This is a genomic window from Sphingobacterium sp. JUb20 (assembly GCF_004342035.1).
Lineage (GTDB): Bacteria > Bacteroidota > Bacteroidia > Sphingobacteriales > Sphingobacteriaceae > Sphingobacterium > Sphingobacterium anhuiense.
In genome coordinates, this window is sequence record NZ_SLYV01000014.1 from 129,394 (window position 1) to 145,708 (window position 16,315).

The window sequence follows — 16,315 nt, forward strand, 5'->3', positions numbered from 1 at the left end:
AAAATATTCTGTAGACTTTCCAACCTGAGCAGCACTTCCAAATCCCTGACTTTTATGCGATGACCTACTTTCGGCAGCAACTTCTCCATAGGATTTGCCGATCAAGGGATTGTATTGTCCTATTTCAATCTGTATTTGATCATCACTAATTGTATTTTGATTGCCAAAATTGTACGTATTCCATAGCAAACGAGTTGCTTTCCATGGCTTGACCTGTTTCAACTGTTCTGGAAACCGTGTTGGGTCTGCAGCGGCAACAAATGCTTCTTTTGCTAATATTGCAGAAGCTTGGTGATGACCATGTCCCCCTCTCGCATCAGGTGGAAATCGGGTTATAATGACATCAGGTCGGAATTTTCGAATGATCCACACCGCTTCTCGAAGTACTTGTTCTTTATCCCAAAAATTAAAGGTCTCTTCCGAAGTTTTTGAAAATCCAAAATCAAAAGCAGAAGTAAAGAACTGCTCTCCTTGATCGATTCTTCTTGCTGCTAAAAGTTCCTGTGTCCTAATCAGACCAAGCTCTATTCCCTGTTCCGTACCGATTAAGTTTTGTCCCCCGTCTCCCCTTGTTAGGGACAGGTATCCCGTTTTATAATGTTTTTCCTGAGCTAACCATGCTATTAATTTAGTGTTCTCGTCATCCGGATGGGCTGCAAAATATAGAACAGACCCTAGAACATTTAATTTTTCTAATTTTGATTTTATGTCAGCACTGTTCCAGCTATTTGTTGCCTTTTGAGCTTGAGCCTGTGGCAGAAAGGTTAAACAAATGAATATGTTGGTAAATAGGATTGATTTTAACATAGATTAAAGGTAATTAATATTGTGGTTAAATAAAAAACGGAAATTCTGTAGGGAGAATTTCCGTTTCTAACAATTAAAATATTATCTTAAAATCTACCCTTTTATAGTTTGTTCATCAGGATAGCAAATTCTTTAAGTGGTAACCTTTATTACCGCTAAAGATAGTACAATCTTTATTGGACTTTAGCATTAAATGAGAACAAGTTTTCCACAAAAAGCGGATTATACACATTCATATTAAAAATGAAGTTCTTGTTGCAGTAATTGCTATTGCTAAAGGCTAAAAGATTTATTTATCAATTGAACCTAAAACACGTTTCATAAACATGTTCATAGCGTCCTTTTTACTATTTCCTTCTTTAATTAGTTTATCAACTTCAACAGCACCATAAAGATTTGAAATCAATTCACCGATTACATCAAGCTCTTCATCTTTTAAAGGAGCTTCTACCAAGGATTCTAATGTCTCGATGGTCTCTAATACATAGTCAACATCGTTCTGTTCGATAAACTCGGTGATATGTTTAATTACTGGAAGCTTCATTGAATAAGTCGATTAAGGCGTCAAATTTATTTGTTTGTACTTGATTTACCAATTTTCCATTCTTGAAAGCCGCAAAAGTAGGCAAGTTATTGACATTTGCTAGTTTTCTAGATTCCGGAAATTTTTCTGCATCAGCGATTACGAAAGTTACATTTTCATTTTCAGTCGCCAATTTTTTGAATTTCGGTTTCATAATTTTGCAGTTACCACACCAAGTAGCTGCGTATTGAACCATTACAATATCATTACTGTTTACAATTTCTTGTAAATTATCGTTTTCTAATTCCTGTACCATGATTTTTTTGTTTATTTATTGAGAAAGATGAATAAACAAAGGGGGCAAGGGATTACCCCCTTTGTAAAAAGACCAATGTAGTCTTTTCAGTATTGTTTTTAGTTACCAGCTAAATAGCTAGCTACACCGTCACGAGTTGCGTGCATTGCTTCTTTTCCTTCTTCCCAGTTAGCAGGACATACTTCACCAAAATTCTGAACGTGAGCATAAGCATCGATTAAACGTAAATATTCTTTTACGTTACGACCTAATGGCATATCGTTTACAGATTCGTGGAATACGCGACCTGTTTCATCGATCAAATAAGTAGCTCTGTAAGAAACTGCAGAACCTTCAACTAAAGTACCGTACTCAGGGTGCTCTACTTCTTTAATGTCTAAAATACCTAATACAGAAGATAGGTTACGTGTAGTATCTGCTAAAATTGGGTAAGTTACGCCTTCGATACCACCGTTATCTTTTGCTGTATTTAACCAAGCGAAGTGAACTTCGTTTGTATCACAAGATGCACCGATAACGATTGTATTACGTTTTTCAAATTCTGGTAAAGCTTCTTGGAAAGCATGTAATTCTGTTGGGCAAACAAAAGTGAAATCTTTTGGGTACCAAAACAATACTACTTTTTTACCTTCTTGAACTGCTTTTTCGAAAACGTTAATTTGTAAATTATCGCCTAAATAATCGATTGCATCTACTGTGATGCTTGGAAAACTTTTACCTGTGAAACTCATAATAATATCTTTCTTTTTTTGTTGATACAAAGATACCTCAAATAAGGTTAAAAAAGTATTGATTTTTTCAATGAGCTATCGTTAAAATCTATTTTTACATTAAGGGTACAATAAGTTTTCTCGATAGGTTTATTTTAAATAAATTTTGCATTTATCAGACAAAATTCTACCTTTGTAGCGTTCCACAAGGAAATTGAGATACAATAAATCTTAATTCTTTAGAAGTCAACAAATTATACTGGGGGGGTTCCAGAGCGGTCAAATGGGACGGACTGTAAATCCGTTACTTCGGTTTCGAAGGTTCGAATCCTTCTCCCCCCACAGTATTTTTTCTCTCCTCTTTTTTCAGTAACATTTTAATAAATAAGTTTGGGATTAAGCAATATATTTGAAATATTTGCATACGCTTTGTCGGCCCTGTAGTTCAACGGATAGAATAGATGTTTCCTAAACATTAGATAGCAGTTCGATTCTGCTTGGGGCTACAACAAAAAATGCGAGACTGTTAAATAGTCTCGCATTTTCTTTTTTTATCACATCTGCCATATGGTTAATGAATAATCTTTCTTTTACCTGTTATCCCTCCCTGAAAACTTTCAGTTTACTTACCATAATAAACATGAGGACACCGAAGAAAGCAAATACACCGTAAGAATATCGTAAACTTGTCAGCTCTGCGATATAGCCGATTAAAGGAGGGCCCATTAAGAAGCCCAGAAAGCTAATGCTAGATACCATCGCCAAGGCTACCCCTGGAGTAACCTTTTTGTTCTGGCCAGCAACACTATATACCGTCGGGACATTGCACGCAACACCGATACCCACCATCATAAAAGCCAATGTGCTAATATAAAAAAGAGGGAAGATAACAGAGGTCATCATGCCGACAAACATCAATATACCGCTAATTTGTAAGGTTCTTTTTCTACCGAGCCTACTGATGACCGCATCCCCAATAAATCTTCCCAGCGCCATCATGACCATGAAAGACGCATAACCAACAATAATAAATTGTTCTGGAGCGTGAACTATTTCCTTAAAATAAACGCCGCTCCAGTCAAACATAGCACCCTCGGTGGCCATGCTGAAAAAGCCGATGATACCCAGTTGTACTAAACTGCTTTCCGGTTTGGAAAAAAATGATGTTTTTTTAGCCTCTGTAGCGACACCAGGAATCAAGTAACGGTAGTTGATGGTCGTATTAATCACAATGAGAACAAAAATAATGATAAAATGAGGAATGGTGTCTACAGCTATATTCATAGTGAGTAACCCGATGAGGGCACCAGTAAATCCGGCGATGCTCCAGGCTCCATGAAAAGATGACATGATTGATTTTTTGAAAATCTTTTCTGCAGCAACCCCCTGTGTATTGACAGCTATGTTGCACATGTTTCCAATTACCCCAAAGAAAAATAAGATTGCTCCTAATTCCCATGCGTTTTGTGCAAAACCTATTAAACATAAAATAAGGGCATAAATAATCGCGACTATTCGTAGTACTCTAGCACTGCCGTAAGTGGTAACCAGTTTCCCGGATAACGCCATGGTGACCAGTTGACCGACAGGAAGCATCAATAAAATTGTGCCTAATTGACCTTCTGTAAGATTCAGACGTTCTTTGATAATTGGAATACGGCTTGCCCAAGAAGCAAATGCCAGGCCCTGGCAAAAATAAAATAAGGATACAGCAATCCGAATGCGATTACGGTTTTGGTAAAGCTCTTCTTCAGAGTAGGTTAAGGATGCGTTCATTGTTGTAATGATGTGTCAGCAAAGGTACATGTAAGAAATTAATAATGACAGTGATGATGTTTCATCTTTTGGTATTTATGCAAAAAATATTAAAATTAATGGGTGCACATTGATAAAGAACACGTGATATTGAAAACTGTTTTTAATGCTGGGGTAGGTTTTTTTAATAACGATTGATTATTTCATTGTTTTCTAACGAGTAGCTGATTAACTTTGGCATACAGGTATTTAATCGATTAGCCTCCTTGAAAAGTATGATTAGAAAATTGTTATTGGGCACTTGTCTTGCCTTAGGTGGAACCATGCATGCTTTTGCGCAGCAACAACCCACATTTTTATCCCATCCGACTTTAAGTCCTGATGGAAAAGTCCTTGTTTTTAGTTTTGAAGGTGATCTGTGGAAAGTTGAAAGTGAAGGTGGGGTTGCAGTGAGATTAACAGGTATGGAGGGCAATGAAATCAATCCACGGATATCGCCTGACGGCAAACAGCTTGCATTCTCAGCAAATCAGAATGGAAATATGGATGTATATATCATGCCTTTAGCTGGTGGTGATATCCGTCAAATTACACATCACGATGGTGCTGATGAAGTGGACAGTTGGAGCTGGGACAGTAAAACGTTATATTTTACATCAACCCGCTACAATCGGATGAGTAGTTATCAAGTTGATGCTACAGGGGGGACTGCAAAGCGACTATTTCCACATTATTTCAATTATATAAGTCAAGTTGTAACCACACCATCTGGAGAACTATTGTTTAATGATAGTTGGGAAGGATATAGTTCAACTAACCGTAAGCGATATAAAGGAGCATTCAATCCGGATATAAAATCTTATAATCCTAAAACAAAAACATTTAAGCAATATACCGATTACAATGGTAAAGATTTCTGGCCTACTGTTGATCAAAATGGTGTGATCTATTTCGTATCTGATCAAGGAAATGCCGAATATAACCTGTATCAGATGAGCGGTGATAAACCCGTGGCTTTGACTTCATTTAAGGAATCTATCAAGAGACCTGCTGTAGCTGCCAACGGGAAAAAGATTGTTTTTGAAAAAGGATATCAATTGTTTTTATATGACGTTGCATCAAAGAAGGTTACACAGCCAACTATCGCATTGAGCAGAAATCAGGTATTAGGCAAGAGCAAGGAATTTAATGTAAATGGTAACATCAGCTATTTTGATGTAGCACTTGACGGTAAAAAGATGGCATTTGTATCGAGAGGCGAGCTCTTCGTTTCCGATAGCGAAGGTAAATTTATCCGTCAGATGCCTAGTCAGGGACAGCGCGTTATGGAGGTGAAATGGTTAAAGGATAACAAAACATTACTTTACAGTCAGACCCATCAAGGTTACCTGAACTGGTACACCCGTAGCGCAGACGGATTGGGCGAACCAAAGCAGTTGACACAAGATCTTCGCAATAATAGAGAGTTAACTTTCAACGCTGATAAATCACATGCTGTTTATTTAAGTGGGCGAGATGAAGTACGTCTTTTAGATTTGACAACTTTAAATAGTAAAACTGTTGTTAAGGATGAACTGTGGGCATTTCAAAATTCTTCTCCCTCTTTTTCTCCAGACGGGAAATATATTCTTTTTACTGCTATTCGAAATTTTGAGCAAGATATTTTTGTTCATCATATCGGTTCAGGTCAAACAACAAATCTGACCAATACTGGTGTCACTGAAGCCTCCCCATCGTGGTCACCAGATGGAAAATATATTTATTTTGCCAGTAACCGCACAAAGCCGTCCTTTCCTACCGGCATGCAGAACTCCAGTATTTTTAGAATGGCATTGGAGAATTTTGACGAACCTTATCGCATTAGCAAATTCAATGAGCTCTTTAGTCAGCCTGTAAAGAAAGATACCATTACGGACAATAAGAATGACAATAAAACAAAGGCGAAGGCTAAGAAAGAAGAAAAAGCAACAAGTTCTTCTACCGACAAAAAAGTGCTGGTTACAATAGATGTTAAAGGGTTACGTGACCGTATTGAACAAGTAAGCCCTGCTTTTGGAACGCAATCAGATCCCATTGCTATCCAAAAAGGAGAAAAAAACTATGTTTTCTTTTCATCCAATCACGAAGGAAAGTACGGATTATACAGAACGATCTATGAACCTTTTGAAGCTGTTAAAACCGAAAAGGTTGTTGACAATGGAATTAACCAGTTTATCGAATCTGGAGGTAAGTATTTTATCCTTAATAGAGGGATAATTCAAAAATATAACCTTGACCAAAATAAACTTGATGCGGTAACAATCAATTTTAGATTTAACCGTGATCTGGAAAATGAGTTCAAACAGATGTTCTATGAGACTTGGGCTGGACTAGAAGAAAACTATTACGATAGTACTTTCCACGGTATCGATTGGACGGCGATGAAGAAGAAGTATGAACCGTATCTTTCTGGTATTAATGACCGTAGTGATTTACGCATATTATTAAATGATATGTTAGGAGAGCTAAACTCTTCACATTTGGGCTTTAGTTCGATGGGAGCAGAAGAGCGCAAACCATTTGGGGACGTAACTAATGAAATTGGTGTTTTATTCAATCAGGATAATCCTTATCAAATAGCACAGATTATAGACAACAGTCCAGCTTCCCGTAAAGGAGTAGATCTGAAAGAAGGCGATGAGATCATGGCTGTTAATGGAAATAAAGTAAATCCTAAAGAAGATCGGGATCAGTATTTTACATGGCCGTCCCTTGCAGAGGAAATACAGTTGACTATACTACGTGGCGGTAAAGAAATTTCAGTTTTTATTCGGCCCTTAACCAGTACCGCTTTTAAGGACCTGATTTATGACGAATGGATGAAAGGCAATCGAGGGAAAGTTGATCAATGGAGTAATGGCAAAATTGCATATTCACATATGAAAAATATGGGAGGGCCGGAGTTGCAACGCTTTTTGATCGATATGGCCGAGCAAGAGAATAATAAAGATGGTATTATTTTGGACCTGCGATACAATACAGGAGGTAATGTGCACGATGAGGTGTTACGTTTTCTGTCACAAAGACCTTATTTGAAGTGGCAGTATCGTGGCGGTCAGCGGGCTCCGCAAAGTAATTTTGCACCAGCATCGAAACCTATTGTACTTTTGATAAATGAACAATCTCTGAGCGATGCAGAAATGACCGCAGCAGGGTTTAAGGAATTGAAATTAGGTAAGATTATTGGAAATGAAACCTATCGTTGGATTATCTTTACATCAGCAAAAGGTTTAGTAGACGGATCTAGTTATCGCGTGCCAGCCTGGGGATGTTATACTTTAGCTGGTCAAGATTTAGAGTTATCAGGTGTAGCACCGGATATTGTGGTTAAAAACACAATCGCAGATCGTACGAATGATAAAGACCCGCAACTGGAACGCGCAGTGCAAGAAATATTGAAAGACTTGAAATAAGAAATTTTTAATAATAAACCAGATTCAGAGATGAATCTGGTTTATTATTTTTGAACAGTACCTTGATTTTTATTCAATTATTCTTTAATGATAAACATTAGAAATCAAGATTAGAGTAGGATAAAATAATGACTATTTCGTTTCTTTTATAAAGAAAACAGTCAAACTTCGTGCTCCCTGTGCGCCGCGTACCAAGTAAGCTCCAATATCTGCGGTAGCTGAAGGGCCCATAACAAAACAACCATAAGTAGAGGCTTGAAAATCAATATCGCTGTAAGCTGTATGCATATTTTCTGTAATCGCATCTGGATCAAGTAATATAGCAAGATGCTGTGATAGAAATCCCAGAGAGTTTACCTTCAATGAATTTTCAGTAAGCCATATCATCCCCATTTCTGCCACTCCAAATTCTGCTCTTATAATTCCTAAATCTACGTCGTCTAGATCTCGAGGATGTGCAATAGCATTAAGCGATTTGGTACCCTCCCATTCTGGGGCTGCAGAACAACTAACCCGTGTATCAGGAAGGTTTTTGAGCATGATTTCTTGCGCTTCTGCAATACTTTCTACGTCATAGCTTTCTCCTCCGGCAAGCCCAAGGTTTACTTTAAATTGATCTTTCAGATTAGTTCCCTGTTTCTCAAAAGATGGCAACTCAGGATAAGCAACCTTTTGAGCAGGAAGATTTTGACGGATAGCCGCTAATATTTCGTCTAGTGAACTCATTTTTTCAATCTATTTTTAATATACCAATCGCGGAAAGTCTCTTTTTTAATTTCCGGCAATTCGCGGTGTTTACCCCAAGCATTTAATTTGGTGTTATATAATAACCAATTTGGTGTAAGTTTCATACCATAGTATGCCGCCTTCTCTGCCAATCGGAATAATTTGGGATTAGCAAATACTTTTTCTACCGCTCCAAACGCATAGTGAAGTGCTTTGGAAGATTCATTGATATTGACCATGCGCTGTCTCCATAGCCCAATTTGCTCAGCAATATTAATCCGAACTGGACAAACCTCAGAGCAAGAACCGCAAAGTGATGAGTGGAAAGGAAGCTCACTGAATTTTGATTCATCAAAAGTCGGATCGATAATGATACCGATCGGCCCCGAATAAGTGGCTCCATATGCTAATCCCCCACTTCTACGGTATACCGGACAGGTATTCATACATGCTCCACAACGAATACATTTCAAGGATCTCCAGAAATCCTCCATTCCTAAACGACGGCTTCTTCCATTGTCCGTTAGTACAATATGCATTTCGGTTCCTGTTTCTCTAGGTCCCATAAAATGAGAAGTGTATCGAGTGGCTGGAGTGCCTAGAGCACTGCGTGACAGTAAACGGATAAATAGGGCAAGATCTCTCGTTTTGGGAAGAATTTTTTCAATTCCAATACTGGCAATGTGTAACGGTGGTATACTTGCTGTAAGGTCGGCATTACCTTCGTTTGTACAGACTACAAAAGCACCTGTTTCTGCGATAGCAAAATTTGCTCCCGTTAAACCTGCATGCGCTTCCAAAAATTTAGGACGAGCATTGTTTCGCATAGCTTCTGTTAATTGTGTAGGATCATCCTCATCTGGATTCGTACCGATTGTTCTTGCAAAAAGTTCAGCCACATCTGCCGTCGTTTTATGAATAGCGGGCATGACAATATGGCTTGGCATTTCCCCAGAAAGTTGTTGTATCCTTTCGCCAAGATCTGTTTCGATCATTTCGATACCTCTAGCCTCAAGAAAAGCACCCATTTCACATTCCTCCTGGAGCATCGATTTACTTTTGACTACTTTGGTGGCATTGTGACTTTTTAATATGTCGTATACGGTTTGATTATGTTCTATATCGTCTTTCGCAAAATGTACAATTACACCACGTTTGGTCGCTTCGGTCACAAACTGTTCTACATATTGGTCAAGATGGGTTAGTGTATGCTCTTTTATTTGTGAGGCAAGATCACGCATCTGCTCCCATTCAGGAATTCCAGATGCGGCAAGATCCCGTTTCATGCGGGCATTCCATAAGTTTTTATCGTGTGTAGGCTGGTGGATGTCATCCATGTAGATGAAATCTGCCGCATTTTGGTCAACTCTAACTTTACTCATTTTGATTTTCTTTTAAAAAGGACCATTATTTAAAACTTGAGCGATGTGTACAAATTTTAAAGGTGCTTTTCCGCGTTTAGCAATCCCTTCCTGATGCATCAAGCAAGACATATCAGGTGAGACGATACAATCTACTTCGTGATTCAGGTAATCAGCAACTTTATCCTGCCCCATTTTGACACTGACAGCTTCATCAGTAACACAAAATGTGCCCCCAAATCCACAGCACTCATCTGGGCGGGTAATCTGTTTAATGGTCACCCCCTCTACCATCGTTAATAGCTGCTCCGTTTTATTAAAGTAGGGTTCTTGCCACTCAGAGCGAGATTGTATATGCAAACCCCGTATAGCGCTGCAACTATTATGAATGGCCACTTTATGTTTGTAAGAAGCCCAAGGGAACTCTTTAACCTTTAATATATCTGTTAGAAACTCAACAAGCTCGTAAGTTGTTTTGCGTACATGCTTTACTTTTTCGGTTTGTGGAATAGCATCGAAGTGCATGCGTACGTGTTTTACACAGCTTCCTGCCGGACCAACGATGTAATCAAAACCTTCAAAATTATCGCAGAAAAGCTGCTCTGATGAAGCCGCATTTTTTTGATCACCTTCATTGCCCATCGGCTGGCCGCAACAGGTTTGATTTAATGGCACTACCACTTCTACTCCGAGGCGCTCCAACAGTTCTAGTGTTGCAATTCCTACTTCGGGATAGATCGCATCGATATAACAAGGAATAAATAATCCTACACGCATATTGTTGATTTAAATTGATGGGCTAAGTTTACAAATAAAATTCGAATTTACTGTTCTTAACTATCATGGAGTAGCAATAAAATTACTTAATTGCTTGAATTTTTATAAAACACTATTGGTAACAATTGAAAAAGGTATCTGTATTTTTTGCCAATGCACAAATATTTTTAAGAAACGATGAAAAACTTAAAAGAGCTTTTTTCCAAAATAAAAAAGCTCTTAACTTTTTTACTTGTTTGCTAAAAAAAATAGGAATCTATTTTTTCTGTGCGAGCAATGCTTTAAGAACCGCGATCGTTTCATTTTTTGCTTCGATCGTTTCTTTGAGCGCTAGAATGGTTTCTTGCTGTCCAGAGTTGTCAGGAGTTGTCGCTGAGGTTAATTGCGAGGTTTCGTTAGCCGATAAATATAGCTGATTACTTGCTCCGATCAGGTAGTCTGCATTGATATAATTGTATGATATTTTCATATCATGAATATGCTGAATACTCACTTTTTTTCGTTCGGTTTTTAAATCATTGATTCCAACTTTCGATTCATTGATTAATTTACCAAGTTCTACGTATGTTTTTAATTCGCCTTTTTTCTTTAGAGCCTCAAACAAGAGAAAGAAACGTTCGTTGTATGTAATGGACATGCTGTTTGGGTTGTTTATGCTTTTGTTAGGGGATAGATGATATACTCATACTATCGCCTTTTTATATGCGTGCAAACATACATTTTTAAGTTTATAATAGTATGAAATATTATAACTTATTTTTGAAAATTAGGATTCATCGATAAATTAGCTGACAAAAGCATTGGTTATTCATACCATAGTTAGCAGTGCATCGCATGGAACTATTTCTTGTGCAGACTAAGAATAAATTGATACGATCTGTGTATTATCGGTATATGATCAAAATAGATAGAGCTATTAAAAGGTCTTTATATGCCATATTCGTAAGATTTACTTGACGATACTATTCCAATATTAATTGGCTTTTACTAGAGACAGAAGGACAAATTGGGATTATATTTGTATAAGAAGGTGAAAATTTTCACCTTCTTATTTATCAAAATTTGGACATATTGGGAAATAAGTGTCCCAATTTATAAAGATAAAGCATCGGTAATGACTTCATAAATATAATCAAGATCCGCGTCGCTAATGCAGTAAGGAGGAACAAGGTAAATAATATTGCCTAATGGTCTTATTAATATACCTCGCTGTAAGAAATAGGGATATACAATTTCATTTATATTACTAAAATAAGATGTTTCTTCACGCTGTTTTAATTCGATTGCCATTATTGTTCCCGTTTGTCTAACATGCTTAATCTTAGGCTCATTTTTGATCTTAGTAAGAAAGATGCTGTGTTTCCTTGTGATGTTTGCAATACGGGCTAAAGTTTCTTTATTTAATAATAACTCCATGCTTGCCAGTGCCGCTGTACAAGCTAAAGGGCTGGCGGTAAAAGAGTGGCCGTGAAATAAGGCCCGTTGTTTTTCGTCCGAATAGAAAGCTTCATAGATCGTATTGGAGCAAGTTGTCATGCCCAATGGCATCGTTCCACCTGTTAAACCTTTGGAAAAACACATTATATCTGGTGATTCAGACAGATAATCTGCCGCAAACAGTTTTCCTGTGCGGCCAAAACCGACAAAAATTTCATCTTGAATCATTAAGATACCCTTAGAACGGCAATAGTTCATTAATGTACTCAAGTATTCTGGTTCATGCATCAACATTCCTGCTGCCCCCTGTACCAGCGGTTCGTAGATGAAACAAGCGACCTCTGTCGCGTGTTTATCAATTTCCTGACGTAGGAATTCAATATTTTTATTTGTGGGAACGTCTATAAAAATAACATCAAAAAGCAGATGTCCGAATGGCTCTGTCCATACTCCTCTGGCACTCACTGACATCGCTCCAAAAGTATCACCATGGTAAGCATTGCGGAAGGCTAGAATTTTTGATTTCTTTTGACCTTTGTTTGCATGGTACTGTATGCACATCTTTAGAGCAACTTCGACAGCAGTAGATCCATTATCGGTATAGAATACTTTTTGTTGATTATTAGGAAGTAGTTTTAGTAAGTTTTCAGCTAATTGAATAGCTGGTTCATGTGTAAATCCTGCAAATATAACCTGCTCCAGCGTATTTAACTGTTTAGAAACACGGGCTGCAATATAGGGGTGGGCATGCCCATGTAAAGATACCCACCAGGACGATACAGCATCAATATATCGGTTACCTAGATCATCATATAGATATGTCCCTTCGCCCCGAATGATAGGGATGATGTCCGATGCACTCTTCATTTGAGTGTAAGGATGCCAGTTAACGTTCTTGTCCCGTTCTTTTAATGTGCTGTGCATGCTTCGTCCTTCATGTGTTTGACCATCGGTTTCAATCCCAGTGTCTGGAACATTTTCATGTCCTCAGATACTCCTGGATTTGGAGTCACCAGTAATGTCTCTCGCTCACCTGTAAAAATGGAATTGGCACCCGCCATAAAACACCAGGCTTGTTCTGTTTCATTCATCTCTATACGGCCGGCACTTAACCTAACCATTGATTTTGGCATCACTATACGGGCTGTGGCGATCATTCTGACCATATCCCAGATATCAACTTTGGCATTGTTTTCCAATGGGGTTCCCTTAACACGTGCGAGTGCATTGACCGGTACAGATTCAGGATGCTTGGGCATAGTCGCCAATGTTAAAAGCATCGCTATCCGGTCTATGTGTGACTCACCTAGACCTATGATACCCCCTGAACAAACGGTTATTCCAGCCTTACGCACATGGTTGATGGTATTGATGCGGTTATCAAACGTGCGGGTAGAGATGATCTCATCATAATACTGTTCAGAGGTATCTAGGTTATGATTATAGGCATGTAGGCCTGCCTCCTGAAGCCGAATAGCCTGCTGTTCCGTTAGCATTCCCAATGTACAGCAGACCTCAAGACCTAGATCATTTACGCCTTTTACCATGTCTATAATACGGTCAAAATCACGATTGTCACGAACTTCTCTCCAAGCGGCCGCCATACAAAATCGGGTAGAACCATTATTTTTTGCCTTTTGAGCATGCTCGATCACGGTTTGTGTGGGTAAGAGGGCCTGTACTTTTATATCGGTGTGATAGCGTGCGGCCTGGCCACAGTATGAACAATCTTCTGGACATCCGCCTGTCTTTACAGATAGTAAGGTGCACACCTGTACTTCAGCGGCATTATGATATTCGCGGTGAACCGAAGCGGCGTGATAAATGAGCTCCATAAGAGGTTGGTCATAGATCTGTTGAATTTCTTCCTTGGTCCAGTTATTTCGGATTGTAGTTTTCATCTGTTATTAAATTGCTTTAAGAGTTAAATGGATCGGTTATTTTTCGTACAGCTTCTGCCGTTACTGTTTCTAGCTGCGGGATATGAATAATTTGCGTATGTTCAGGTATTTGGAGGGAGATCACCCTTTCGCTATCGGTATCGATACCACCGTTAAATATCAAGTATTTTAAATCTATATTTCTTTGCTTTATGGCATTTATTGATAGTAAACTATGATTAATGCACCCTAAATAATCTTTGATAACCAGCGCGACTGGAATTGTTAAGGCTTGTATTAAATCAATGATATAACAGGTGTCACTGAGTGGGACAAATAAGCCACCAGCACCTTCTATAACAAGATTATTTGTCGTCTCGGGAATTTTAAAATCTTCGAGCGATATCGATGTGTTTTCTAATAAAGCGGACTTATGTGGAGATGCAGCTAGTTGTAACTTATATCGTTCGGGATGGATACGGACATCACCTTGAAGGAGATCATATATGCGCATGCTGTCTGTGGCATGTAAATCTCCAGATTGGACAGGTTTCCAATAATCCGCTTTTAGATATTGAGTTAATATAGCGGAACAGACGGTTTTGCCAATTTCTGTTCCAATTCCCGTTACAAAAATCTGTTCTTTCATATTGTTTTTTATTTTAATTCTATCTGGTTTGGGACTCAAAACAAGTATTTTGATATGTTTCTTTCTCTATAAGTCAAGACTCGATTTTATGCTTTGTGTTAGCAAGAGAATATCGTTTTTCTGATTAAATGTGTGTAGGCAAATACGTAAACGTTCTGTTCCTAATTTTACTGTTGGTGAAAAAACAGCATAGGTTTGTAATCCTTTTTCAGACAGGGAGTTCCTTAAGTTCAACAACTGTTTGTTGTCAGGAACTATAAGCGATTGTATCGGACTATCTGTGCCTGATATTGTGGGCACCTGCTGTGTTCGGAATAGGCGAATGTTGTGCCTTAAATTTGAAGCTAAGGCAGGGTGATTGTCAAGGAATTCATATCCCATACGAATCTGTCTCCAGATAAGATCTGGAAGGGCTGTACTGTATATAAAGGGAGAGCCAAAATTGATGAGGTAAGTTTTGATAAGTTTACTGCAGAGTAGTGCTGCCCCATGTGATCCCATAGCCTTACCATAAGTGATCAAAGTTGCAAATACGCTGTTTTGTAAACCCAATTGATGGACAAGGCCATAGCCAAATACACCAAATGCATGTGCTTCATCGACGATGAGAGATGCTCCATATTTATCGGTCAATTTGGCGATTTCTGTTAAAGGGGCAAAATCTCCTTCCATAGAATATAGGCTTTCAACAGCCACAAAGCACAGTCCCCTGGCTCTTTTTAACTTGGCTTCTAGATCTTCAAGATTATTATGTCTAAATTTCCATTTTATAGCTTTAGACATAACACAGCCGTCGTGTACAGAACGGTGTATATACTCATCTACAATAATGGTGTCTTGCCGTTGCGGTAGACAAGAGAATAGAGTGAGATTGGCCGCATATCCCGATGTGAATAATAAAGCTGATTCGGTACGATGCTTTTGTGCAAGAATGGATTCTGTTTCATGCACCTCTGCCGAGTGACCGCTGATGAGTCTTGAACCAGTGCTACCCGCAAGTATTTTGGGGTCTGACTGTATGGTTTCTAGCATCATCTTATGAAAAACTTTATTTCTAGCCATGCCCAAATAGTCATTGCTCAGGAAATCGGTCTCACTGGCATTTATGCTGAGCTTTCGAAGTGATGCGGACTCTTTTCTTTGCAATAACCGTTTCTCCCATGTATTGTACATCGCCGGACATTAGTTTAATTGACTTGCTATTGCGCTGATCCATTCCGTATGTAAGGCTCGCTCTATAGCCTGTACATGGTTGGCATACTGCTCCCATTGAGGAGAAAACTGCGCCAGTTGATCAATCATTTCCTCCAGATGCCCTTCCTCTTCAAGAATTATAGATTTGACCATAACCTTGCTTTTCATTGTATCAAGCGTATGCTGGTATATGGGATATAGCTCGTCGGCACGGACCTCAATGGCGTAAGTAACAAATAGGTAAGCGGCATGCTTAAGAGCTGCGCCGCTAAGATTAAAAGTTTCTTTGAGGTAGCGGCAAGATTTAATATCCAATTGATGCAGGTATTGTTTTGTGTATACTGGAGCGATTAAATATTTATCCTCATAGGTCGAGCAGATGGCTGTTCCAAGTTTAACGATCTGTTTTTTCAGGTAATAAGCGTGCCTATGCTCCTCTGCCGCATGTTTTAGCTGTATGATACTAACTTCTGTAGGATGTTCACATTGCGATATTTTTCTAGCGCCAGCGTTTTCCATAAAAGAAAGTGTATTCAACCATCTGGCATGCAGTTCATCTTGCTGCACTATACCACGAAGCACATTTTGAATATCCATAGCTTTAAATTTTGAAACAAAGGTATTGTCCCGCATGAAGCTCATCGTGTACCAGTTTTCATATTTCGCCTAGTCCGGTAGCGTTTTCACAGTAAGTTTTTACATTTCTAGATTGTATTTTTCTTTCTTTT

Annotated in this window: 14 protein-coding genes, 2 tRNA genes and 1 pseudogene; 3 read left to right on the forward strand and 14 right to left on the reverse strand. The window is 38.6% G+C overall.

Features of this window, described 5'->3' with window-relative positions:
- Positions 1 to 273 precede the first annotated feature (273 nt).
- The 4 genes and pseudogenes from EDF66_RS26640 to EDF66_RS21625 all read right to left on the reverse strand — a co-directional run.
- Positions 274 to 807, reverse strand: a pseudogene (locus EDF66_RS26640) (PIG-L family deacetylase); the annotation flags it as partial.
- A gap of 289 nt (positions 808 to 1,096) precedes the next feature.
- Positions 1,097 to 1,351: a DUF6952 family protein gene (locus EDF66_RS21615; RefSeq protein WP_021189266.1), complete on the reverse strand. Its 255-nt coding sequence runs from the start codon at positions 1,349 to 1,351 to the stop codon at positions 1,097 to 1,099.
- Positions 1,332 to 1,646, reverse strand: coding sequence for a thioredoxin family protein (locus EDF66_RS21620; protein WP_021189265.1), 315 nt, complete (start codon positions 1,644 to 1,646; stop codon positions 1,332 to 1,334). The genes EDF66_RS21615 and EDF66_RS21620 overlap by 20 nt, the downstream gene beginning before the upstream one ends.
- A gap of 98 nt (positions 1,647 to 1,744) precedes the next feature.
- Positions 1,745 to 2,377, reverse strand: coding sequence for a peroxiredoxin (locus EDF66_RS21625; protein ID WP_021189264.1), 633 nt, complete (start codon positions 2,375 to 2,377; stop codon positions 1,745 to 1,747).
- 240 nt (positions 2,378 to 2,617) lie between these two features.
- Here EDF66_RS21625 and EDF66_RS21630 point away from each other — a divergent pair.
- Positions 2,618 to 2,698, forward strand: a tRNA-Tyr gene (locus tag EDF66_RS21630).
- 92 nt (positions 2,699 to 2,790) lie between these two features.
- A tRNA-Arg gene (locus EDF66_RS21635) sits at positions 2,791 to 2,862 on the forward strand.
- A gap of 91 nt (positions 2,863 to 2,953) precedes the next feature.
- Here EDF66_RS21635 and EDF66_RS21640 read toward each other — a convergent pair.
- On the reverse strand, positions 2,954 to 4,132 hold the full coding sequence (locus tag EDF66_RS21640; protein ID WP_132844994.1) for an MFS transporter: 1,179 nt from the start codon (positions 4,130 to 4,132) through the stop codon (positions 2,954 to 2,956).
- Between the two features lie 254 nt (positions 4,133 to 4,386).
- Here EDF66_RS21640 and EDF66_RS21645 point away from each other — a divergent pair, with 254 nt between their 5' ends.
- Positions 4,387 to 7,563 (forward strand): S41 family peptidase, encoded by a 3,177-nt coding sequence (locus EDF66_RS21645; protein WP_132844995.1) that lies wholly within the window; start codon positions 4,387 to 4,389, stop codon positions 7,561 to 7,563.
- Between the two features lie 132 nt (positions 7,564 to 7,695).
- Here the strand turns inward: EDF66_RS21645 and EDF66_RS21650 are convergent, their stop codons facing one another.
- From EDF66_RS21650 to EDF66_RS21690, 9 genes are all read right to left on the reverse strand, one after another.
- Complete coding sequence (locus tag EDF66_RS21650; RefSeq protein ID WP_132771771.1) at positions 7,696 to 8,289, reverse strand: lactate utilization protein C; 594 nt, start codon at positions 8,287 to 8,289, stop codon at positions 7,696 to 7,698.
- Positions 8,286 to 9,671 carry a lactate utilization protein B gene (locus EDF66_RS21655; protein ID WP_132771772.1) on the reverse strand — a complete coding sequence of 462 codons (1,386 nt, stop codon included), beginning with the start codon at positions 9,669 to 9,671 and terminating at the stop codon, positions 8,286 to 8,288. Before EDF66_RS21655 ends, EDF66_RS21650 begins: the two co-directional genes overlap by 4 nt.
- A 12-nt stretch (positions 9,672 to 9,683) precedes the next feature.
- Entirely contained in the window at positions 9,684 to 10,427 is a 744-nt protein-coding gene (locus EDF66_RS21660) for a (Fe-S)-binding protein (RefSeq protein WP_132771773.1), read from the reverse strand.
- A gap of 256 nt (positions 10,428 to 10,683) precedes the next feature.
- Positions 10,684 to 11,064: a hypothetical protein gene (locus tag EDF66_RS21665; RefSeq protein ID WP_132844997.1), complete on the reverse strand. Its 381-nt coding sequence runs from the start codon at positions 11,062 to 11,064 to the stop codon at positions 10,684 to 10,686.
- A 455-nt stretch (positions 11,065 to 11,519) separates the two neighbouring features.
- Positions 11,520 to 12,788 (reverse strand): adenosylmethionine--8-amino-7-oxononanoate transaminase, encoded by a 1,269-nt coding sequence (gene bioA / locus EDF66_RS21670; RefSeq protein ID WP_132844999.1) that lies wholly within the window; start codon positions 12,786 to 12,788, stop codon positions 11,520 to 11,522.
- On the reverse strand, positions 12,773 to 13,765 hold the full coding sequence (gene bioB / locus EDF66_RS21675; protein ID WP_021189255.1) for a biotin synthase BioB: 993 nt from the start codon (positions 13,763 to 13,765) through the stop codon (positions 12,773 to 12,775). Before bioB ends, bioA begins: the two co-directional genes overlap by 16 nt.
- 16 nt (positions 13,766 to 13,781) lie before the next feature.
- Complete coding sequence (gene bioD / locus EDF66_RS21680) at positions 13,782 to 14,432, reverse strand: dethiobiotin synthase (protein WP_243656112.1); 651 nt, start codon at positions 14,430 to 14,432, stop codon at positions 13,782 to 13,784.
- 27 nt (positions 14,433 to 14,459) lie between these two features.
- Positions 14,460 to 15,566: an aminotransferase class I/II-fold pyridoxal phosphate-dependent enzyme gene (locus EDF66_RS21685; RefSeq protein WP_132845000.1), complete on the reverse strand. Its 1,107-nt coding sequence runs from the start codon at positions 15,564 to 15,566 to the stop codon at positions 14,460 to 14,462.
- 9 nt (positions 15,567 to 15,575) lie between these two features.
- On the reverse strand, positions 15,576 to 16,184 hold the full coding sequence (locus EDF66_RS21690) for a hypothetical protein (protein ID WP_207898715.1): 609 nt from the start codon (positions 16,182 to 16,184) through the stop codon (positions 15,576 to 15,578).
- Between the last annotated feature and the right edge of the window lie 131 nt (positions 16,185 to 16,315).